This is a genomic window from Clostridioides sp. LIBA-7678, from assembly GCF_056716065.1.
The window spans coordinates 3,417,642-3,439,701 of the sequence record NZ_CP196987.1 but is presented as its reverse complement, the minus strand read 5'-3'; the positions used below and the strand labels follow the sequence as shown (position 1 = coordinate 3,439,701).

Below are 22,060 nucleotides of genomic sequence, written 5' to 3'. Positions count from 1 at the left end.
TTTACCTCCTTAAATATTAATTTACTTCAATGTTTTCATTTGCTTTAAAAATACCTTTTTTCCTTTTTTCTCTCTTATCTAAATAAGAAACCAACATTGGACAACATATTGCTGTAACAATGATAGCAGCAGCAACCTGCACTGTTGAAACGGCTGCAATTGTCGCTAGAGTAGGGTCTATAGCAGCTAAAGCTTCAGGAGTACCAGCTGCATTACCAGCTGTTGTACCAGTAGCTGCACCTACTGCTGGATGCTCTGCACGTATAAGTTTCATTACAAAATATCCACCCATACCAGTTATTAGAGTAACTCCTAAACCAAGACCAACCCCAGGTAATCCAGCAGTTATAATTTGATTAAAGTTTAATGCTGCTCCTAAAGGAAAAGCAAAGAAAGGAATTAATAATGTTGTACCAGGTGCAAGGAATTCTCGTATATCTTCATCAAGATTTCCAAGTATAAATCCAAGTAATATTGGTATAAGTGCTGCAAATAGTGCTACTATAGGTACATTTGCAAGCCCAGTCACTCCAAAAGCAAGCATTGTGAAAAAAGGACCATCATTTAGTGATAATATAGATATTGCTCCAACATCTGTAGAGTCTCCATATTCCCCTGCAAGTGCAGCAAATAGACCTCCATTTGAATTAGTCATGGTAGCAACTATGGCAAGAGGTGTAATACCAAGTATACCTTTAGGTCCTATAAATTTACTGACAATAATACCTAATACTGCACCAATTACGAATTTTGTTGCTGTAAGTGCTATTCCTTTAGTCAATGGTTTACCAGCTTGTCTAATGTTAATTTGAGCTCCATTACATAGACAAAATAGAGCAAGTATACTCATTGCACCAGTTTTAAATAAGGATGTTGTGAATCCTCCAATTTCTAGAGCTTGTGGACATACTGTATTAAATAGTGCTCCCAATAACAGGGGACATACCATAAGTCCTCCTGGCATCTTTTTCACTGATTTCAAGATGTGCATTTAGTATCACTCCTTTTTATTTTTATATAAGTATCTAAAAGCAATTACTATGCCAATATATAGATTTTATGTTTTAAGTTATTATGATTATTTTTGCTGATTGCTTGAAGTGCTGTAGAATACTTAGAACTAAAAGTATAATTGTGTAAATCTTAATATTGAAAATAATTATTTCATTATGTAATAATATTTCTCAGTGAAAACAAATAAACGTCTTATGTATTAAAATTAAACATAAAACGTTTCGATATATTAAGTATGTATTATTTTTAAACATCACTTTCCATTTCTTTTAACTTTCTCCATAGAGTAGAGCGAGTTATTTTTAGAATTTCACAAGTCTTTGTAGTATTTCTATTGTTTTCGTTGTAAATTTTATAGATATATTTTTTTTCTAGTGTCTTTAAATCTAAGTTATTACATTCAAAATTATTATTTATATTATCTATATTGCTTGTATTATCTATATTATTTATATACTCACTGTTATATTTTTCTAACAAAATCGAGTCAAATGATTCTACAATAACAGCTCTTTCCATCATTCCTTCTAATTCTCTTATATTTCCTTCATATTTTCGTTCGAGAAGTACTTGCTTAATATTTGGAGTGATAATTAAAGGGGTTTTGTTGTATTTGACTGAGTATTTATGTATAAAAAATTCTGATAGTTTTAATATATCTTCTTTTCTTTCTTTTAATGAAGGGAGATATAGTGTTAAGATATTTATTCTAAAATAAAGGTCTTGTCTAAACAAACCATCACGCATCATATTTTTTAAGTCTTTATTAGAAGCACAAATAATTTTTACATCTATAGGAATGACTTTATCACCACCAATTCTCATAACTTGTTTTTCCTGTAAGACTCTCAATAGTCGTCCTTGAAGTTCAAGAGGAATTTCACTTATTTCATCGAGAAAAATTGTACCCTCATGCGCTAGTTCAAATACACCTGCTTTTCCTTTTTTTCTCGCACCTGTAAATGAACCTTCCTCATAACCAAAAAATTCACTTTCTATTAAAGATGGAGGTATAGCAGCACAATTTACAGCTACAAAAGGTGCATTTTTACGTTTACTATAGTTGTGTATGCTTTGACAAAACAGCTCTTTACCAACACCTGATTCTCCAGTGATAATCATAGGGGTGTCATAACAGGCATATTTCTTTGCAATTTCTATGCAATTTTTCGTTTTTTCACTAGCATGAATTATGTCATCGAAAGTGTATTTAGCAGAGAGACCTTTATTTAATAGACTTCTTCTTATTGTATGCTCAAAAGAACTTATCTCCTTGCTATCTTGAAAGGTAGAAACAGCTCCTTGGATTTGACCATCGACGATGATTGGAACTCTATTTGTTATGATTTTTGTACTTCCTATATTTTGTATTTCACCAATTTGTGGCTCCATAGTTTCAACTACTTGAGGAAGGACTGTATTTGGGATTACATCTATAATGTTATGATAAAGTGCATTCTCTTTTTTTATACCAAATATTTTTTCTGCACTCTTATTAAATAATGTGATTATAAAATTTTTGTCAACAGTTATTATGCCATCATGTACAAAATCTGTCATAGCTTCTATCTGTAATCTTCTTTTTTGTTCATCTTTGGTTGCATCAAGTATTTGTTCTGCTTGTTGAATGGCTCTAAGTATATTTTCTTCCCTAGATTCGATTAATATCCCCTTGCAATTGAGTCTTTTAACAATATGTGCAACAGTAGTATCTCCTATGTATGTGTTGATACCTTTTTTTCTGTATTTCTCTATAGCATCATAAATCTCTTCTTCTTTTTCAATTTCAATCATAGTTATTTTCTTATTTAATATTTCTTCTATGATGTCAAAACCATAGATTACATTATTAAATCCAATTATTCCAAATGGCTCATTAGAGTTTTTTACTTCTTTATAGCTTTCTATGATATCATAAGCATCTACTTTAATCTCAACTATAGGTATGTTGTAAGTAGCTTTTAGCATATTGTAAGTACCACCTCGGCTTATGATGATTCTAGTTCCATGATTAATACTTTTTTCCGCAAGAGGTATCCCTTCTTTCAGATTACCAAATACAACATCAATATTTGTATACTTGTATTTTTTAACTATATGAATTGATTTTTCATAGGTTCCTTTAGTGGGAGCAATAACGAGTATTTCTTTCATAATAATTCCTCCATTTTTCATCAAATAAACTTAAATATTATACTGTGACTAAAATTTATCAGTTATATTTTAATATTTTACTTTATATTTAATTATAAATAAAGTGTTTTTAAAAAGAGCATTATAAAAGACTGTATAAAAGTTAGATTTTAGAATTCTAAAACTTCTTTTTTGTACAGTCTTTTAATGTGTAATATCTATTTATCAAATCTATTTACTCTAAATAATTTCATATTTTTATTTTCTTTACCAAGATACAATTCACTCAACATTATACCACCCAATATTGCAAAGAGTATTCCATTGGCTCCATAACCTAGGCAATACCATAGATTGTGGTTTTTGTTATCTGGTCCAATAAACCCTAAATTGTCTAAAGTAGAAGCAAAGCAACCACAATATTTATATTCAATCTGTATATCCTTTATATCCTTAAACATGCTTTTCAATCTTTGTTCTAAAATATCATACTTTTTATTAGCTAAAGTTTCATTTTCTATATCATCAAAACTTACATCCTCGCCACCTATAATTAATCTATTATCTTTTGTAGTTCTTAGATAATTATATGGGTCGCAGTTATCTCTAATTAGAATATTGTTTTTCCAAGAATCTATGTTTTTAATTGGCTTTGTTGCTATATTAAAAGTATTTGACTTAGTTGCAAAGTTTCTTTTTGTAAATAAACTTGTATTGTATCCTGTAGCTACAATTAGTTTTTTTCCATGAACTTTATAACCATAAGATACTTCAGCAGTTACTTTATCATTTGCGAAATCTACTTTTTTTACTTCTGTATTTTCATATACCTGAAGACCATTTTTTAGACTTACATCGATTAAATGATGGCTATATTTATATGGGTCTAATTCTCGTCCTCCGTTTTTTGCTATTAATCCTGATTTCAAATCAAAACTAAAAGGGTTTGTAGATTCATCAATATATTCAACATCAAATCCATTTTCTTTTCTTAAATTATATTCTTCTTTTATAGCCTTAATTTCAAGCTTATTAGCAGTGTAAAGTAGAGTATCTCTTTTAGCATAATCACACTTATTTCCATATAGTTCTATAAATTCATCTAATTCTTCAAGTGCTGATACACAAAGATTGTATGCTTTTATTGCATCAGTTAAAGTCATAACTTCTGTTAAGTCTATCAAATTGTCATCTAATTCGTATTGCAAAAGAGAAGTGGTTACACTAGTGCTTCCGTGTGCAATCCTTCCTTTTTCTAGAATGACTGATTTTATATTGTTTTTAGCTAGATAGTAAGCACAAATGCATCCAGTAACACCGCCACCAACAATTATAACATCAGTATCAATATCATCAGTAAGATATGGAAATTGTTTTGGTATTTTGTTTATATTGGTAAAAATAGGCTTTCCTTTTACATATTCTTGATTCATATATTTCACTCCTAACATTTATTATGTATGAGTGTATTATTTTCTATAGCAAATAATATTATACATTTTAATTATCTAGATATATGGGTATGTATAAATAAAAATGTGATAACATTTTAGAGTAAAACATATGTATAATATATTCATAAGTACTTTGTTTTAAGTAATAGTGGTATATAATGTTTTTAATAAGAAAAGAGATTTAATAAAAATCAATTAAAAATTTAAAGTAGGAGGTAAATTTATGCTTTCAAAAGATATAGCTTCAAAGGTATTAGAAAAGTGTCTAATTACTGGAGGAGATTTTGCTGAGATTTTTGAAGAAGACACTCTAAATAATTCTATCAGTTTAATAGATAATAAAGTAGAAAATGCAATAGGTGGAAGAAATTATGGTATAGGAATAAGAATATTTAAAGGTTTAAAGAGTATATATGCTTATACAAGTGACAATTCTCTAAGTAGTCTGTTGGATGTAGCATATAAAGCTGCTGTTGCTTTAGGCAAATTAGAAGATGGTAAAAGTATAATATTAAATGACAGTATTAAAATAAATAACATACATAATATAAAAATTTATCCAAATTCAATAGATAATAGAGATAAAGTAAATGTAATGAAGGTTGCATATAAGAGTGCAAAAGCGTTTAGTAGTGATATATCTCAAGTAAGTGTTAGTTATTCAGATAAAGACCAAAAAATATTAATTGCAAATACTGAAGGGATATATGTTGAGGATAGAAGAATAAGAACGAGACTTGGAATAAGTTCAGTTGCATCTAAAGGCAATGAAAATCAAACTGGATTTGAAGGACCAGGAGGTTGTAAAGGATTTGAGATATTTGAAGAAATAGATCCAGAATACTATGCGAAAGAATCAGCTAGAGTAGCACATACTATGTTGCATGCTAAAAATTGCCCAGCAGGTAATATGATGGTAGCAATCGATAATGGATTTGGTGGGGTAATTTTCCATGAAGCTTGTGGTCATTCTCTGGAAGCTACATCAGTTGCAAAAGGAAACTCTGTATTTGCAGATAAATTAGGTCAACAGATTGCTTCTACAAAGATTACAGCTATAGATGATGGAACAATACCAAATTACTGGGGCTCTATGAATATAGATGATGAAGGAAATCCAGCTCAGAAAAATATACTAATTGAAAATGGGATATTAAAGTCTTATATGATAGATAAACTTAATGGTAGACGAATGGGAATGAATCCTACAGGAAGTTCTCGTAGACAAAACTATAAATTTGCTCCAACTTCAAGAATGACCAATACTTATATTGCTGCTGGAGAAGATAAACCAGAAGAGATTATAAAGTCAATACCAGATGGACTTTATGCTAAAAAAATGGGTGGTGGCTCTGTAAACCCTGTAACAGGAGAGTTTAATTTTGCAGTTTCAGAGGGATACTTGATAAAAAATGGAGAAATACAAGAGCCAGTTAGAGGAGCTAGTTTGATTGGAAAAGGTAGTGATGTACTTATGAATATAGATATGGTTGGGGATAACTTAGAACAAGCTCAGGGGATGTGTGGTTCATCCTCAGGAAGTATACCAACTAATGTAGGTCAGCCTATGATAAGAGTAAAAGAAATTACTGTAGGTGGAAGATAGGAGGGATAAGTATGGAACTTAAAAGTTTTAAAGATATATTATTTAAAAAAGCTCTAAGCGAAGGATTTGAAGAGTGTGAGGTATACTATTATACAGGAGAAAATCTAAGTATAAATATATATGAAGGTGAAGTTGAGAAATACAATCTTGATAAGTCTTTTGGTTTGTCTTTTAGAGGAAAAATAAATGGAAAGATAGGTTACTCTTATACAGAAATTTTAGACGATAAAGCTGTTGATATGTTGATAAAAAATGTAAAAGATGGAGTAAATACTATTGAAAATGAAGATGTACAATTTATATATGAAGGTGATAAACAATATAATGAGGTAAAAACTTATTCTAAAGAGCTAGAAAATTTAGAAGCAGATAAGTTGATTGATTTAGCCTTACAAATGGAAAGAGAAACTAAAGCTTATTCAAACAAGGTAATAAATTTATCTAGATGTACTCTATCTTATTCTGTATCAAGTAATGGTATATATAATACTAAAGGTCTTGATTTAAGTAATAAGACTAATATGCTTATAGGATTTGTAGTTCCCATTATACAAGACAATGAACAAAAATATGATGGAGTAGGGTATAATATAGCAACTTCTATTGAAGAAATAAAGCCTTATGAGATAGCAAAACTTGGTGTTGAAGATGCTTTATCTAAGGTAGGGGGTAAGAGTATACCATCAGGTAAATATAAAACTATATTGTTTAATGAAGCTATGGTGTCTTTGCTTAGCACATTTTCTGGAATATTTAATGCAGATTCAGCTCAAAAAGGATTATCTTTATTGAAAGATAGAGAAGGAGATATGATAGCATCTCCTATAGTTACAATAGTTGATGACCCACTTTTAGAAAATGGTATGGCATCTACTCCTTTTGATTAAAAAATAGCTACGCACACTCGTGACTTTAGTCGTGAGTTAGTAGCTAAAGTAGTCAGCATATAGGGAAACTTATATGTAGAGATAGGATGGAACCTATCCAATACTACTTGAATTGCTGGAAACCCCTAAAGCTAACCAAACTAAAACATAAGGATGAAATAAACCTAAGTGTGAAAGTTACGAAAGTAGAAAAAATTGGTTAGATGGTATAAGGTTAAACCCTAAGTACTTTAAAATGGGCAATCAGCAGGTAAGCTCCGAATAGGAGAAACTTCAACGACTATTCCTCTTGAGGGAAGTACACTACAAGCTATTGGTAGTGGAAGTGGGTAGACCTTAACGGATAACGCCGAAGGATAAGATATAGTCTGTGCTTACATGAAAGTGTAAGAAGTTCATAAGAGAACTGCATAGGTAGTAGCGAACTTATGTGAACGACAACCTCAAAAATGATAAAAGTTAGGACTTACGGTTCTTACATATGTTATTTAAAAATAAATATAAAAACCTTTAAAATACTTGTTTAAAAAAATTTACCTTGTTAATATTAGGATGGGTGAGTAAAAATTGAAGTAGCTCAGATATGTATAAATACCATATAGTATGGTGTGTAAAATATAGACATCCAGTATTACATAATCATAAAAAACAAGTAAAGTGAGGTGATAGTAGTGGAAAAATCTTATAAGTTTAGGATGTATCCAAATAAAAAACAGCAAGAGTTAATTAATAAAACTTTTGGATGTTGTAGATTTGTATATAATAAATATCTTTCTAAAAAAATAAAAATTTATGAAAACAATAAAGAAACTTTTACTTATAAACAATGTAGTTCTGATTTGACCAACTTAAAAAAAGAATTAGAGTGGCTTAAAGAACCTGATAAATTTTCACTACAAAACACCTTAAAAGATTTAGAAAACGCATATAAAAAATTCTTTAAGGAAAATACAGGATTTCCTAAATTTAAATCAAAAAAAACTAATAGATTTTCATATAGAACTAACTTTACAAATGGAAATATTATGTACTGTAGTCAATATATAAAATTACCTAAGCTTGGTATGGTTAAAGTAAGGGATAAACAAATACCTCAAGGAAGAATACTTAATGCTACTATATCCAAAGAACCAAGTGGTAAATATTATGTATCATTATGTTGTACTGATATAGATATTGAAGCATTTGAAAATACTAATAATCAGATAGGTTTAGATTTAGGAATTAAAGAATTTTGTATCTCAAGTTGTGGAGACTTTATAGAAAATCCTAAGTATCTTAAGAAGTCATTAAATAGACTTGCTAAATTACAAAGAAAACTATCGAGAAAAACAATTGGTAGTTTAAATAGAAATAAAGCAAGATTAAAAGTTGCAAGACTTCAAGAACATATAGCTAATCAAAGGAAGGATTTTCTACAAAAACTATCTACTAAATTAATACGAGAGAATGATATTATTTGCATAGAAGATTTACAAGTAAAGAATATGACTAGAAATCGTAAACTATCTCGCTTAATTTCTGATGTGTCATGGTCAGAGTTTGTTCGTCAATTAGAATATAAGGCTAATTGGTATGGTAGACAAATTGTAAAGGTAGGTAAATTCTTTGCAAGTTCACAAATATGCAATAAATGTGGGTACAAAAACGAGGAAATGAAGAATTTAAATATAAGAGAATGGATTTGTCCTTGTTGTAATGTAACTCATGATAGAGATATAAATGCAAGTATAAATATACTAAAAGAAGGATTAAGACTAATAAGAGTTTAAAATAGATAACTTATGTAAGAACCGTAGGAACTACGGGGATAGCCTGTGGAGAATTGGTAAGACATATTTTAGTATGCTAAATTCTATGAAGCAGGAACCCTGTGACTTTAGTCATGGGAGGTTCAGGATGAGGGCGTAGCTACATTTAAAAAAGAAGTCATTTCAAATGGAAAGCTTATAACTTTACTTCATAATTTAAAGACGGCTAATAAGGCAAGTGTAAAGACTACAGGAAATGGAATAAAATCTTCATATTCATCACCTATAGGTATACATCCAACTAATTTCTATATAGAGAAAGGGGATAAATCTCTAGATGAAATTATGAATTATATAGGTGAAGGTTTGATGGTTACTAGTTTCGCAGGTCTTCATTCAGGTGCAAATTCAGTAACAGGAGATTTTTCTTTAGCAGCTAAAGGTTTTTATATTAAAGAAGGTAAAAAAGTATTTCCAGTAGAGCAAATTACAGTAGCAGGAAACTATTTTGACTTGTTGAAAGATATTGAAGTTATAGGGGATGATTTGGAATTTCCAATGAGTAGTATAGGTTCACCTTCAGTTGTTATTAAAGAATTATCAGTAGCAGGTAAGGATGAATAATTAAAAATAATTGTATAAGTAAAAAGCCATATTAAATAGAATAATTTTAGATGAAAAGGTTCATGTAGGTCTATTTAAAAAAGCAATAGAAAAATATTGTAGATAAACTCAAAAGTTTAGTTATTCATCATTTTATTCATATATATAAAATTACTATCATACATTTTCTTGAAGGGAGTTGCTATTGATATGTATTATGTATATGTAAATGATATAAATATAGCAGTTTATGATTTAAATCCGAGTGCTAAAAAAACAGTACTTTTTATACATGGTTGGCCATTAGGACATAAGATATTTGAATATCAAACTAACATACTGCCAAAACTCGGATATAGAACAGTTTCAATTGATTTAAGGGGTTTTGGTAAATCTAGTGCAACATCAGGAGGATATACTTATAGCCAATTAGCAGATGATATTTATAAGGTAGTACATGCTATTGGATTAAAAGATTTTACTCTTGTTGGTTTTTCAATGGGAGGAGCAATTGTACTTAGATATATGAGCCTGTTTCATGGATATGGAGTATCAAAGTTGGCATTGTTTGCTGCTGCTGCACCATCATTTGTACAAAGACCTCCAGAGTTTCCATATGGCATGACACGTGAAGATGTTAATAAACTGATAGCTCAGGCATGTACTGATAGACCAGCAATGGTAAGCCATTTTGGAGAAAAAGTATTTGCATCAAATCCACCTGAAAGCTTTAGAAGGTGGTTTGACGATATTGGTTTTAGAGCATCAGGCATTGGTACAATTGCAACAGCAGTATCTTTAAGAGATGAAGAATTATTTAACGATTTAAAATGTGTAAGAGTGCCAACAGGTATCTTTCATGGAAAACTAGACCAGGTATGCCCATATGAGTTTGCAGTTTTTATGAATGAAAAAATAGAGAATTCAACTTTATATACTTTTGAGTATAGTGGCCATGCTATATTCTATGATGAACTCAAACTATTTAATCAGGAATTTTTACAGTTTTTAGAGGGATAGAAATATTTTAGAATATTTAAAATAAAGTAATATTATATAAAGTGGTATAGATGAAGTCTTATGTCACTTCATATACTATAGACAAATGGGGTTTTAGAACTATCACTAGTTCTGAGACCCTATTATTATATGTTCCTAAAGTTAAGTGTTATGTATATTATTTAGAAAAAATTTCTTTATAAATAATATTAATAAATATATAATCGAAAATAAAAATAGATACTTATCTGAATAAAGTATGTGTTCACTCATTTATTTGTATACCCTTGTATAGGACTGATATAGCTGCTGATATAAGTATTATACCCATAAAAGCAGGAGAAGCATGACCAAATAATACATAGATTTGACCTCCAATAATAGGTCCAATTATTCTTGCTAAAGATTGAATTGACTGGCTACCTCCTTGAATTCTTCCTTGTTCACTAGAATCTACAGATTTGGATACCATGCCGTTAAATGAAGGTCCAAAGATTGAATCACCAAAGCCAAATATAAACATTCCAATAATAAAAAGAGGATAGAATGAGAATAAAGCTGATGTGGCTATAAAACAGTAACCTGTAATCTCTGAAACCATTCCTAGAATTACTATTTGTACATCACTAAGCTTTAACAAAAGTTTTGGCATTATAAAGCCTTGTGAGATTATATCTTGTATACCCATAATTGAAAACATAAGTCCAATTAGTGTAGGTCCCCAACTAAAAGTATCTAATGTAAATTGAGAGAAGATAGCCTGCAAAGAGCCATTGGGTATCCAAAGTAAAAATCCTGATATAAGCAACCTTTTTAATGTCTTTATTGAAAGTACATTCGTGAGTTGCGTGAATGGGTTCAATCTCACCAATGTAATCTTCTTAAGTCTATTAGTTTTGTCAAGGCTCTCAGGCATATAAAAGAATCCATAGATAAAATTTAATAAAGTAATTGTAGCACCAAAATACATAGGTACAGAATAACCAAATCTTGCAAGTAATCCACCAATAGTGGGCCCTATAGCAGCACCTGCACCTGCAACTGCACTAACCCATCCAAAGTATTTTGTTCGTTGTTCTATAGGAGTGATATCTGCAAAATATGCGAAAATAGTACTTATACTACCTCCTGTTAGACCTTCTATTATACGTCCAACAAATAATATCCATAGAGCTCCTCCTATACCAAAGACTAAGTATCCAATTGCAGAGCCTAAGAAGCATATTAAGAGTAAAGGGCGTCGACCATATCTGTCACTCAAAGCTCCAAGCCCAGGAGCAGCAAAAAATACACAGAATGCATAAATGGATGTAAGTAGAGTAACGACTATAGCTTGATTTTGAGGATTAGTTATATAAGGCTGTACTAAGAATGGGACAACAGGATTTATAATACTGAAGCCTATTCCAAAAAGAAACACAGACATAAGACCAAATGTTAAAGCCTTTTTATTTAGAGTTTGTTCTGTGTTTTGTTTATTGTTTGATTTAAATTTGAACATTTAAATTCTCCTTTCAAAAGTTGATTTTGATTCCTTAGAAACATATTTATCGTACCAACGTTTTGTTTCTTTGTCAACAAAAAGTGGAAATAAAAAAGCAACCTGTTCTCATTAGAGTCTGGTTGCCTGTAATTTTATTCATTTGAATTTATTCTGATTTAATATCTATATCAAGTTTTTTAATCTCTGAGTCCAAATGCTTATTATATTTTTCTACAAGGTTAATCATACTGTTAAGTTGTTCTTCTGTTACATCTTCAAATACAGTTTTATCTCTTTCTTGAAATTCTCTATGAAGTTCCTCATGAACCCTATTAATTGCTTTTCCTTGCTTAGTAAGCCTAAAATAGATTTCTTTTTTATTATCCTGTTTTTGATAACTTTCAATATAGCCTTTTTTCATGAGTTTTTTAGTTACTTTACTCATAGCTCCTCTAGTCATATAAAAAGATTCTGCAAGTTTTGTTACGTTGGAATCTGTATTTTTTGCAATGTATTCTATACAATGTACCTCAGAAGGTTTATAATCCTTAAGAGCTTCTTCCATCTTAGACTTATTAAGCCAAGCCAGTTTGTTAAATAAGTTCCTAAAGCCTGTTATGACTTGTTCTTCTTTATTCATGAACCGTCCTCCAATTCGTTGATGCATTAACAATATTATATTAAATTTTTGTTATTATTTCAACAACGTCAAAATAATCATACTAGAAATTAAATGATATATAAAAAAGACAGCATACACAGGCTTTTTGTAGAAAATAATACCAAATGATATAAAATATGATTTTTAAGATTTAAAACTTTTTCAAAAAGTGCTACAATAGACCAAATTATTAGTTTCTATATTCACTAAACAGGAGGTGATGGTATGAAAAAACATAATATTTTATTTATATCAACAGATGACAAAATAAATATAGATACATCAAAACAGTTAGAAAATATATTTGGAGAATTTTGTAATATAGATAACTTGGTCTATATAGATAGAATTGATATTGAAGTATTAAAGTATGAGCTTATAGTATGTTCAGATAATGAGATAAAAGAACATATACACAATAATATCGATAAAAATATACCTATTGTAATAATACATCGTACAATAAACATTGAAAATATAAACCAGATAATAAGTATAGAAAATGATTCTGAAGTTATGGTCATAGATGATTATAAAGAGTCAGCAGATGAAACAACCAAGATAATTAGAAAACTAGGCCTAATTCATATTAATCTAATACCATATTATCCAGGATGCAATAAGTCTAAATGTGAAATTGGGATTATTACAGGAAGTAGAAATAATGTACCACAAAATGTGAAGCAAATAATTGATATAGGGGATAAAATAATCGATATAAATACAGTCATAGAAATCTTTACAAAGCTGAACATATCTATAGATAAGTTACATATTATTAAAGAAAAATATAATGAAGATACAGTAAGTGGATATAGGTATTATACAACTATGAATAAAACTATGAAGAGTTTTTTGGAGATTATTGATGAAGGTATTGCTTCTATTGATAATCTAGGAAAGTTTATATATTGCAATAAAGTATTTTCTAATCTAGTTGGGATAGACCAAAATGAGATTATATCTAATAATTTTATGGATTTATTTAGTGATAAAATTATTAAAAAAATATTTTTTCAAGAGGATGAAGTTAGTGATGAAGTAGTGAGTCTAAATAACAAAAAACTCATAATTAATAAAGTAAATGTGTATGAAAATAATGAACGTATAAAAAGTATTATAAGTATTAAAGATATAAGTGCAATTCAGATACTTGAGGATAAGATTCAAAATAAATTTCAGACAAAAGGCTTTGTATCAAAGTACACATTTGATAATGTTGTAGGCGAAAGTAAAATAATAAAAGAAAAGATTAATATTGCAAGAAAAATAGCATCTACAGATTTTTCTGTGTTGATACTTGGTGAAAATGGAACAGGAAAGGAAATATTTGCTCAAGCAATACACAATGAATCTCTAAGAAAAGATAAGCCCTTTGTTGCAGTAAATCTATCTTCTTTATCAGATACACTTATTGAAAGCGAACTTTTTGGTTATGAAGAGGGAAGTTTTACAGGAGCTATAAAAGGTGGGAAAATAGGGATATTTGAAAGAGCACATACAGGAACAATTTTTTTGGATGAGATAGGTGACATCTCTCTAGATGTACAACAAAGATTGTTAAGAGTCTTACAAGAAAAAGAAGTCATGAGAATGGGAGGAAGTAAAATTATACCTGTGGATGTTAGAATTATAGCTGCAACAAATAAGGATTTAAAGAAAAAAATCAAAGAAGGTTCTTTTAGAGAAGATTTGTATTATAGGATTAATGTATTGCATATAGAAATACCTAGGCTTAGAGAACGTAAGGAAGATATACCTCTTATAAGTAAGTATTTCTTGAATGAAATAAATAGTAATAAGTGTTTTACAGAAAAGTCGATGCAGGTATTAAAACTGTATGAGTGGCCAGGTAATGTAAGAGAACTTAAAAATTTGATTTATTATATAGACACCATAGTGGAGGAAGATAGGGTAGACTATGAGCATTTGCCAGAACAATTTAAATTTGAAAATAACAATACTCTAGTTAATGAAAATTTTGATTCAATTATACTAGATTTTAAACAATCAAATTTCTTTAGTGAGAGTATTTGTATATTGATGAGTATAGAAAATTGGAATAATAAAAATATATCCTTAGGAAGAAATAAATTACAAGAAATTTTAAAAGAAAGAAGTATAACATTAAGTGTAGACCAAATTAGAAAAAGAATAGATAAGTTAAAAAATCATGGATTACTATCATCTGGAGTAAAAAAACAAGGGAGCTTTATAACTGATGAGGGAAAGAACTTTATATCATATGTAAAATTTAAGGGGGAAATATAGGGGATTAAAAATGAAAAATCCCCTAAAAATCCCCTAAGATAATCTTAGATAAATAAAATTATTTCAAATATTGAGATAATTTAAAAAATATTGAATTAAAAATAAAAAATATTATTTCGAATAAACAGTAGTAAATCGTCATTTTACTACCGTTTTTATTTTTTGAAAAATTTAATGTGCAATTAAAACTTATATTTTGGCATATCAATTGCTATATAGTGAAAATATAAAAAAATTGTAAAATTTGGAGGATGTTGTTATGAAGTCAGCTTATAAAGGATATGAAGCTTATAGTTATTTAGAAAAGGGAAAAGATATCTCATCTATTGAGATGTGTAAAGGAGATAAGAGAGTAGAAGAGTATCTTATCGAGTTAGATGATGTTCAAGAAGCTAAAGTTAAAAGTATAGTAGATGAAAAAGTATTTATATCTCTACATGAACATCCAGTTTTATTCCCAGAACATTTAGAAAGAGATATATTTGAATACAACAGAGAAGGAAAACAAAGATGTGCCTATGAAGCATTGTCAAGAGGATATTATGATGCTATATTTGATAATTTAATGGATGGTGTGTGCACAATAACATCAAATGCTGGATGGAAATGGGATGATATACTAATTGATTTAGGTATGAGGTTATGTGATTTAGCACACCAAGATTTTGTTATAAAGTGTGAAAAAGTGGAAGACATATATAGAGCTAAAAGTGAAGGTAAAGTGGCATTGATACCAACACTAGAAGGAGCAGCACCAATAGAGAATGAACTTGATAGAATAGATATATTATATGGATTTGGTATAAGGTTAATGGGTATCACATACAGTGAATCCAATGCATTAGGCTCTGGATTAAAAGAAGAGAAAGATGGAGGTCTTACGAATTTTGGTAGAAAAGCTATTGAAAGAATGAATAAGATTGGTATGGCAATAGATTGTTCTCATGTTGGAGTACAAACAACACTTGATGTTATAGAGTATAGTAAAGACCCAATAATATTAAGTCATGTTGGAGCAAGAGGCTTATGGGATACGAAAAGATTGACTCCAGACGAAGTGTTAATAGCATGTGCTAAAAAAGGAGGAGTTATAGGTGTAGAAGCAGCACCTCATACTACGATAACTGAGAAAAATAAAGAACATTCAATAGATTCATTTATGGAGCATTTTGAGTATATCAAAAACTTAGTAGGAATAGACCATGTAGCATTTGGTCCAGATACAGTATATGGTGACCATGTAAAATTACACTCAGTATTAGCTGCTAAATTTGATATAAAAAAGATAACAGGTACAAAAGAACATCCTAAAGTAGAATATGTAAAAGGGCTTGAGAATCCAACTGAGACTTCAAAAAATATTGTTAGATATTTAGTAAAAAATGGGTACAGTGATGAGGAAATAGAAAAGGTACTAGGAGGAAATATACTTAGAGTGTTAAAGCAGGTATGGAAATAAGTAAATAGAGTAGAAGTATTAATAAAAGTTGAGGATTTATAGGGAGGTTTTATAAATGGATTATTTAAAATTAGCTAATCATCCACTCTTGTGGATAGCAAGTACAGTAGCAGTATCAATAGTAGTGGTACAATCCCTTATATTTGCTATAAAGTCTTGTAAAGTTGGTAAAACAATGGGAATAACAGATAAACAAATAAAATCAGCTGTTAAAAGTAGTGCTATTTCAGCTATAGGACCTTCAATGACTATATTTGCTGGAATGGTATCGCTTATAGTTACAATGGGTGGACCTATAGCATGGATGAGGTTATCGTTTATAGGTTCTGTAATTTTTGAATCTATGTCAGCAGGGTTTGGAACAGATGCGCTAGGTATAACTTTGGGTTCTCCTGAAATGACAGAATTGGCATTTACAAATGCAGTTTGGACTATGATACTTGGTTCTTTAGGATGGATAATATTCACGTTACTGTTTGGGCATAAATTGGATAAGATAACTAATGTTATATCTAGTGGAAAGAAATCATTTATACCAATAATATCTTTAGGAGCGATGCTAGGTTCATTTGCATATTTAAATGCTGATAGGGTATTACGTTTTGATAATGGAACAATTGCATGTATAAGTGGGATGGCTATAATGATAATATTATGTATGATTGAAAAAAAGAAAAATATAAAATGGTTAAGAGAGTGGGGGCTTACAATATCAATGTTCAGTGGAATGATAATAGCTTCAGTAATATAAAGGGGGAAGTTTTATGAGTAAAGTAAAATCTACATACAATGAAGAGTACTTACCTTTTATGATAAGGTATGGAAGATTGACATTATCTTTAGGTATTATAGCAGCTTTGGTTCCTGGAATAATTTTAAGTTTTGGATTTGGTATTATGCCTCCAATATCAGCATTATTGGCAAGTACAATGGCAATTGTTAGCATGAGTGCTCCAAACTACATAATAGAGCCAGTTTCTTATTCGCCAATTTTAGGTATACCAGGAACTTATATGAGTTTTCTTTCTGGAAATATATCTAATATGAGACTACCATGTTCAATAGCAGCTCAAAAGGCAGCAGAAGTTGAATCAGGAACAGAAGAAGGTTCAATAATATCTACAATAGGTATAGCTGTATCTATTTTAGTGAATATAAGTATATTAACTATAGGAGTAATTCTAGGAGGAAGTGTATTATCTAAGATTCCAGCTGAAGTAGTAGAAAAACTAAATTTAATATTACCAGCTTTATTTGGGTCTGTATTTGGACAAGTATTTTTACAAGATAAAAAATTAGGTATAGTAGCAATTGTAATATCTGTATTAACGATTACACTATCAAAGCAAGGTATAATACCACAGTCTTTAGTAGTTCTTATATGTGTATTTGGGACTATATTAATTGCAAGAGCTATGTATAAAGATAAACTTAGTGATTAATAACATTTAAATGATAATAAATTCTTAAATATTATAATTCAGTTTTAATGTACAAAAAGTTACAGAAAAAATTACTTAAAAGTACAGTTTTAGGGAGGGAATATCTTGATATACGATTTAATCTTAAAAAATGGATTTATAGTAGATGGTACTGGAGATGTTGGTTTTTATGAAGATATAGCAATTAAAGACAATTTAATAGTTAAAATAGATTCTGAGATAAATGAAGAAACAAACAAAATAATTAATTGTCATGGAAAAGTTATAACTCCTGGATTTATTGACCCTCATGTTCATGAAGAGATAGTAGCAATACTAGATGGCAAATTTGAAAAATTCCTAAAACAAGGAGTTACAACAACTATAAATGGTAATTGTGGGCATTCTATAACACCATATTCTTCTGAAAATGTATATGAATATATGTATAAAAACGGCTTATTACTTGAAGAAGAGAAAAAATATCTTATAGATAAAAATAAATATTGGAATAATTTTACAGAATATTGTGACCTTATATCTAAAAGTGGCATTTCTATCAATATGGGATTTTTATTGGGGCATGGAACTATAAGATGGAGTGTTATGGGAGGCTCTAAAGATAGGCCACCTACAGAAGAAGAAAAAAAAGAAATTACAAATATAATAAATGATGGTATGAAAAGTGGGGCTTTTGGAATATCTACTGGATTGGCATATATTCCAAGTAAGTATGCTGATATCGATGAACTGGTTGATATTGCAAAGTTAATTAAAGAGCATGATGGTATATATACATCCCATATCAGAGATTATATAGGAAGATATAATGCAGTAAAAGAAACTATAGAGGTTGGTCAAAAAAGTGGGGCTAGAGTACAAGTATCTCACTTAAGCCCTGTTGAAATAGAAGCCTTTGATGAGATATTAAGAGCTAGATACAATGGCGTTGATATAATGGTTGATACAGTACCAAGAAGTTCTGGTCATTGTATGAAGAAGAAAAGAGTGATTCAATTTATTATGGCAATATCATCTAGCTTATTTGAACTAGGTATGGATGGAGTAATGGATGCTCTTAAAAATGAAGAAGGAAGGGCACTTATATTAAAAGAGGCATTTATACTTGGAGATAGAGGAAGTATAATACTTCTAAACACTAAAGATACTGATATGGAAAAAAAATCAATACGTGAAATAGCCATTCAAAAATGTGTTGATGAAGATACATTATTACTTGATTTACTTTTATATGGAGATGAAGAGCTTATCTTTTGTTTAGGGGGGATGTATAGAGCTGATTTCCCAGATAAATTACATGATAATAAAATAGTTGACAATCCATTTGTTATGGTTGGCTCAGATTGTTTGTTTAGTGTAGGTGGAGATATGTCATGGTTTGAACTACAAAGAAGAGGAGCCTTTCCAATTTTCTTCAATATGTATAGAAAATCAGGTGTAAGGCTAGAAGAAATTGTAAGAAGAGTTACTTCATTACCGGCTAGACAATTTAAAATAAAAGATAGAGGTATCCTTGAAGAAGGAAAAATAGCTGATATAGTTGTTATTGATATAGAAAACTATAGTTATCCTAGGTCAGAAGAAGTTGATTTCTCAAAACCACAATTATTAGCTAAAGGTGTTGAATATGTAATTGTAAATGGTAAAATCGCATTGGAGGAGGGGAAGGTCACTGATATTCAATGTGGTGAAGTATTAAAAAAATAAATTCTTGAAAATAATAGGAATTTATAAATAAAATAAGTATCCAATAAGTAAAGACGAAGTGTGAAATTTATTTAAATAAAAATCATATTTCGTTTTTACTTTTAGTAATAAAATTTAATTTATTTTAACAATGGTGAAGATGAATATAAAAAAGATACAAAAAATATTTTCATTATACAATGAAAAATTAATATTTTTAATCGTTAAATTATGTAGAAAAATTAGATAAATAAATAATTATATCGCTTTGGAAAAAATGTTTTATAAATAAAAAATGATAAAATTATAACGGCTATATAAAAACTACATTAAAGGAATAATTATATATTTTACGACTTAAAGGTCATAGAAATAATTGAAATTATGTTGTATATATTAAAATAATATAACATATAGTTAGAATTTTAGAGATATATTTATTAGTCATTAGTATATGTAAAATGTAGTATTTATTTATAGTATGACAGTTGTTTGATGGAGAATAATTCTAACTGGTTAAGAAGGGGGCTTGGTGAGTGTTATATATTATGTTTATTGTAGGAATATAACATGTAAAGTTGCATTAGATTGAGTTGGAATTGTTTATATATATCTTATAAAGTTGATTGTAAATGATAAAAAAATAACTATAATTTAAGAATTAAAGAATTTTAATACTAACTTTATTCTACAAAATAAGTATTAATTTTATTTTAAGAAATTCGAATAAAGAAGAAAATAAATTGTCAGAATAATCTTGACAGTCTAAAATTGTGACTGTATAATACAATTAAAAATCGGATTAATTACCTAATTTACAGAAAATAAAAATAATGCTAAGGCAAACGTTTTATTTTTTTAGTAAGTAATCCTCCGCCACTCCTTAAATTAGAGCTTTTCTAATTTCAAAATGTATAACTAAAACTTCATAATTTAACTGTGCAATATTTATTAGGCTCTAACTTTTAAGGTTACTAATAATTTATTACATAGCTCCATACATTTGGCGGCAATGGCGGGAGCGATAAGGGGTAAGATATGGAAAATTACAAGTATGGATTTAACGACAAGCCAAAGCTTCTAACAGCAATACCGCTTAGTATGCAACATGTTTTTTCTGCTTTTGCGGGTACTATGTCTGGTGCTATTTTAGTAGCTGTTGGCATGGGTCTCTCACTAAGTGAGACTGCATTTTTGATTCAATGTTCGATGTTGATTGCAGGAGTGAGCACCATACTGCAATCTATGGGGATTGGGCCAATAGGGTCACGGTTACCAATTGTTACTGGTGGTAGTTTCACCTTTGTAGCACCATTAATTGCCTTAAGTACGAATAATGATGTCGGTATTGCTGGAGCTTTTGGGGCAGTACTTGTAGGAAGTTTAGTCTTAACTTTAGTAGGACCATATGCAGTAAAATATTTGCATAAATATTTTACACCTACAGTTACAGGAAGTGTTGTTTTAGCAGTTGGGTTATCACTTATGAGTTCTTCATTTGACTATGCAGTATCATTTGATGTTCATAGCCCTGATGTAGTTGCTAATTTTTCTTTGGCTATATTTACACTGTTATTGACACTAATTTTAAATCAATTTGGAAAAGGTTTTCTGAAAGTGGCATCCATAATAATTTCAATAGTGATAGGGTATATAGTAGCAGTGATATTTGGTATGGTTGACTTTTCTAGTATGGCACAAGCAAATTGGTTTGCAATGCCAAGACCTGTATTTTGGGGACTGGAGTTTAACTTAGGGGCTATTGTAACCATATGTACGATTCATATTGTGACAGTTATGGAGATAATAGGAGACACTACAGGTGTTGTCAGCTCTGTTGAAAATCGATTACCTACACAAAAAGAATTGATGAGAGCAGTAAGAGCAGATGGAGTTGGAAGTTGCTTTGCAGCTTTGTTCAACGGGCTTCCAGTTATATCAGGTAGCCCAAACATAGGCATAATCTGTATGACAGGTGTTGCAAGTAGGTATATAGTAGCACTTGGAGGAGTAATAATAGGGATTTTAGCATTTTTTCCAAAGTTTGCACAAATATTAGCTTTAACGCCAAATCCAGTTATTGGAGGAACATTAGTTATGATGTTTGGAACAATTGCATCATCAGGTATTAAAGTTATTGGTATGGGTAAAATGACAAATCGTAACATAACAATTTTAGCAGTTTCATTAGGTATTGGTATGGGTGGTTATTTTAATCAAGCTGCATTAGCATTTTTACCAAGTATAGTAGTCACTTTAATGACTGGTATATCTGGAACAGCTTTATTATCTCTAATACTAAATATCATATTACCTAAGGAAAAGGAAGATGTAGTTGAGAGTGAAGTAAGTTGTAAAGCTTAGAGAACGTAATTCTAAAGGATATCCAAGAAGGAGCGCCTTGCTTCTATTTTTTTTACCAAAAATAGGATTGAACTTTGAAGGAAACCCAATAGCTTATAAATACAATCTGAAAGGATATCCAAGAAGGAGCGCCTTGCTTCTATTTTTTTTACCCAAAAACCTTAAAAACTTGAATAATCAAAAGATATGATACTCATTTTAATAAAAGTATAATCTGAAAGGATATCCAAGAGGAGCGCCTTGCTCC

16 protein-coding genes and 1 pseudogene are annotated in these 22,060 nt (G+C 29.8%); 12 read left to right on the top strand and 5 right to left on the bottom strand.

Annotated features, from left to right (window positions below):
• Window positions 1–16 precede the first annotated feature (16 nt).
• From ACTG46_RS15980 to ACTG46_RS15970, 3 genes are all read right to left on the bottom strand, one after another.
• Window positions 17–991 (bottom strand): 2-keto-3-deoxygluconate permease, encoded by a 975-nt coding sequence (locus ACTG46_RS15980; protein WP_479923188.1) that lies wholly within the window; start codon window positions 989–991, stop codon window positions 17–19.
• 269 nt (window positions 992–1,260) lie between these two features.
• On the bottom strand, window positions 1,261–3,168 hold the full coding sequence (locus ACTG46_RS15975; protein WP_479923187.1) for a sigma 54-interacting transcriptional regulator: 1,908 nt from the start codon (window positions 3,166–3,168) through the stop codon (window positions 1,261–1,263).
• Between the two features lie 197 nt (window positions 3,169–3,365).
• Window positions 3,366–4,580 carry an NAD(P)/FAD-dependent oxidoreductase gene (locus ACTG46_RS15970; RefSeq protein WP_054271462.1) on the bottom strand — a complete coding sequence of 405 codons (1,215 nt, stop codon included), beginning with the start codon at window positions 4,578–4,580 and terminating at the stop codon, window positions 3,366–3,368.
• Between the two features lie 244 nt (window positions 4,581–4,824).
• On the opposite strand from ACTG46_RS15970, the gene ACTG46_RS15965 reads away from it, so the two are divergent.
• From ACTG46_RS15965 to ACTG46_RS15940, 6 genes and pseudogenes are all read left to right on the top strand, one after another.
• Window positions 4,825–6,207, top strand: coding sequence for a TldD/PmbA family protein (locus tag ACTG46_RS15965; protein ID WP_479923186.1), 1,383 nt, complete (start codon window positions 4,825–4,827; stop codon window positions 6,205–6,207).
• 11 nt (window positions 6,208–6,218) lie between these two features.
• Window positions 6,219–7,094 carry a TldD/PmbA family protein gene (locus ACTG46_RS15960; RefSeq protein ID WP_227832054.1) on the top strand — a complete coding sequence of 292 codons (876 nt, stop codon included), beginning with the start codon at window positions 6,219–6,221 and terminating at the stop codon, window positions 7,092–7,094.
• 583 nt (window positions 7,095–7,677) lie between these two features.
• A complete protein-coding gene (locus tag ACTG46_RS15955; RefSeq protein ID WP_141668768.1) occupies window positions 7,678–7,755 on the top strand; it encodes a transposase in 78 nt (25 codons plus the stop codon).
• Window position 7,756: 1 nt separating this feature from the next.
• The gene (gene tnpB, locus ACTG46_RS15950; RefSeq protein ID WP_479923185.1) at window positions 7,757–8,866 is read left to right on the top strand and encodes an IS200/IS605 family element RNA-guided endonuclease TnpB; all 1,110 of its coding nucleotides are present in this window, start codon (window positions 7,757–7,759) and stop codon (window positions 8,864–8,866) included.
• 132 nt (window positions 8,867–8,998) lie between these two features.
• Window positions 8,999–9,469 (top strand): annotated as a pseudogene (locus tag ACTG46_RS15945) (metallopeptidase TldD-related protein); the annotation flags it as partial.
• A 189-nt stretch (window positions 9,470–9,658) separates the two neighbouring features.
• Complete coding sequence (locus tag ACTG46_RS15940) at window positions 9,659–10,468, top strand: alpha/beta fold hydrolase (protein ID WP_054271459.1); 810 nt, start codon at window positions 9,659–9,661, stop codon at window positions 10,466–10,468.
• Between the two features lie 244 nt (window positions 10,469–10,712).
• Here ACTG46_RS15940 and ACTG46_RS15935 read toward each other — a convergent pair whose 3' ends face one another.
• Together ACTG46_RS15935 and ACTG46_RS15930 are read right to left on the bottom strand one after the other, a co-directional pair.
• Window positions 10,713–11,948, bottom strand: a complete 1,236-nt coding sequence (locus tag ACTG46_RS15935; protein WP_479923184.1) for an MFS transporter — start codon at window positions 11,946–11,948, stop codon at window positions 10,713–10,715.
• A gap of 148 nt (window positions 11,949–12,096) precedes the next feature.
• The gene (locus tag ACTG46_RS15930) at window positions 12,097–12,570 is read right to left on the bottom strand and encodes a MarR family transcriptional regulator (protein WP_479923183.1); all 474 of its coding nucleotides are present in this window, start codon (window positions 12,568–12,570) and stop codon (window positions 12,097–12,099) included.
• A gap of 246 nt (window positions 12,571–12,816) precedes the next feature.
• Here ACTG46_RS15930 and ACTG46_RS15925 point away from each other — a divergent pair, with 246 nt between their 5' ends.
• The 6 genes from ACTG46_RS15925 (at window position 12,817) to ACTG46_RS15900 (ending at window position 21,813) form a co-directional block, all read left to right on the top strand.
• Window positions 12,817–14,862 (top strand): sigma-54 interaction domain-containing protein, encoded by a 2,046-nt coding sequence (locus tag ACTG46_RS15925; protein ID WP_479923182.1) that lies wholly within the window; start codon window positions 12,817–12,819, stop codon window positions 14,860–14,862.
• Window positions 14,863–15,121: 259 nt separating this feature from the next.
• A complete protein-coding gene (locus ACTG46_RS15920; RefSeq protein WP_054271455.1) occupies window positions 15,122–16,321 on the top strand; it encodes a dipeptidase in 1,200 nt (399 codons plus the stop codon).
• A gap of 55 nt (window positions 16,322–16,376) precedes the next feature.
• Window positions 16,377–17,072, top strand: coding sequence for a DUF5058 family protein (locus ACTG46_RS15915; RefSeq protein ID WP_054271454.1), 696 nt, complete (start codon window positions 16,377–16,379; stop codon window positions 17,070–17,072).
• A gap of 13 nt (window positions 17,073–17,085) precedes the next feature.
• Window positions 17,086–17,763, top strand: coding sequence for a hypothetical protein (locus tag ACTG46_RS15910; protein ID WP_479923181.1), 678 nt, complete (start codon window positions 17,086–17,088; stop codon window positions 17,761–17,763).
• 105 nt (window positions 17,764–17,868) lie between these two features.
• Window positions 17,869–19,470: an N-acyl-D-amino-acid deacylase family protein gene (locus ACTG46_RS15905; RefSeq protein ID WP_479923180.1), complete on the top strand. Its 1,602-nt coding sequence runs from the start codon at window positions 17,869–17,871 to the stop codon at window positions 19,468–19,470.
• 1,017 nt (window positions 19,471–20,487) lie between these two features.
• Window positions 20,488–21,813, top strand: a complete 1,326-nt coding sequence (locus ACTG46_RS15900; protein WP_054271451.1) for a uracil-xanthine permease family protein — start codon at window positions 20,488–20,490, stop codon at window positions 21,811–21,813.
• The last annotated feature ends 247 nt before the right edge of the window (window positions 21,814–22,060 follow it).

Bases quoted from the DNA above. Each gene is read 5' to 3' on its own strand.
- ACTG46_RS15915 (WP_054271454.1), top strand. From the start codon at position 16,377: ATGGATTATTTAAAATTAGCTAATCATCCACTCTTGTGGATAGCAAGT.
- ACTG46_RS15910 (WP_479923181.1), top strand. From the start codon at position 17,086: ATGAGTAAAGTAAAATCTACATACAATGAAGAGTACTTACCTTTTATG.
- ACTG46_RS15920 (WP_054271455.1), top strand. From the start codon at position 15,122: ATGAAGTCAGCTTATAAAGGATATGAAGCTTATAGTTATTTAGAAAAG.
- ACTG46_RS15955 (WP_141668768.1), top strand. From the start codon at position 7,678: ATGTATAAATACCATATAGTATGGTGTGTAAAATATAGACATCCAGTA.
- ACTG46_RS15970 (WP_054271462.1), bottom strand. From the start codon at position 4,580: ATGAATCAAGAATATGTAAAAGGAAAGCCTATTTTTACCAATATAAAC.
- ACTG46_RS15980 (WP_479923188.1), bottom strand. From the start codon at position 991: ATGCACATCTTGAAATCAGTGAAAAAGATGCCAGGAGGACTTATGGTA.
- ACTG46_RS15900 (WP_054271451.1), top strand. From the start codon at position 20,488: ATGGAAAATTACAAGTATGGATTTAACGACAAGCCAAAGCTTCTAACA.
- ACTG46_RS15925 (WP_479923182.1), top strand. From the start codon at position 12,817: ATGAAAAAACATAATATTTTATTTATATCAACAGATGACAAAATAAAT.
- ACTG46_RS15935 (WP_479923184.1), bottom strand. From the start codon at position 11,948: ATGTTCAAATTTAAATCAAACAATAAACAAAACACAGAACAAACTCTA.
- ACTG46_RS15930 (WP_479923183.1), bottom strand. From the start codon at position 12,570: ATGAATAAAGAAGAACAAGTCATAACAGGCTTTAGGAACTTATTTAAC.
- ACTG46_RS15965 (WP_479923186.1), top strand. From the start codon at position 4,825: ATGCTTTCAAAAGATATAGCTTCAAAGGTATTAGAAAAGTGTCTAATT.
- ACTG46_RS15975 (WP_479923187.1), bottom strand. From the start codon at position 3,168: ATGAAAGAAATACTCGTTATTGCTCCCACTAAAGGAACCTATGAAAAA.
- ACTG46_RS15940 (WP_054271459.1), top strand. From the start codon at position 9,659: ATGTATTATGTATATGTAAATGATATAAATATAGCAGTTTATGATTTA.
- ACTG46_RS15960 (WP_227832054.1), top strand. From the start codon at position 6,219: ATGGAACTTAAAAGTTTTAAAGATATATTATTTAAAAAAGCTCTAAGC.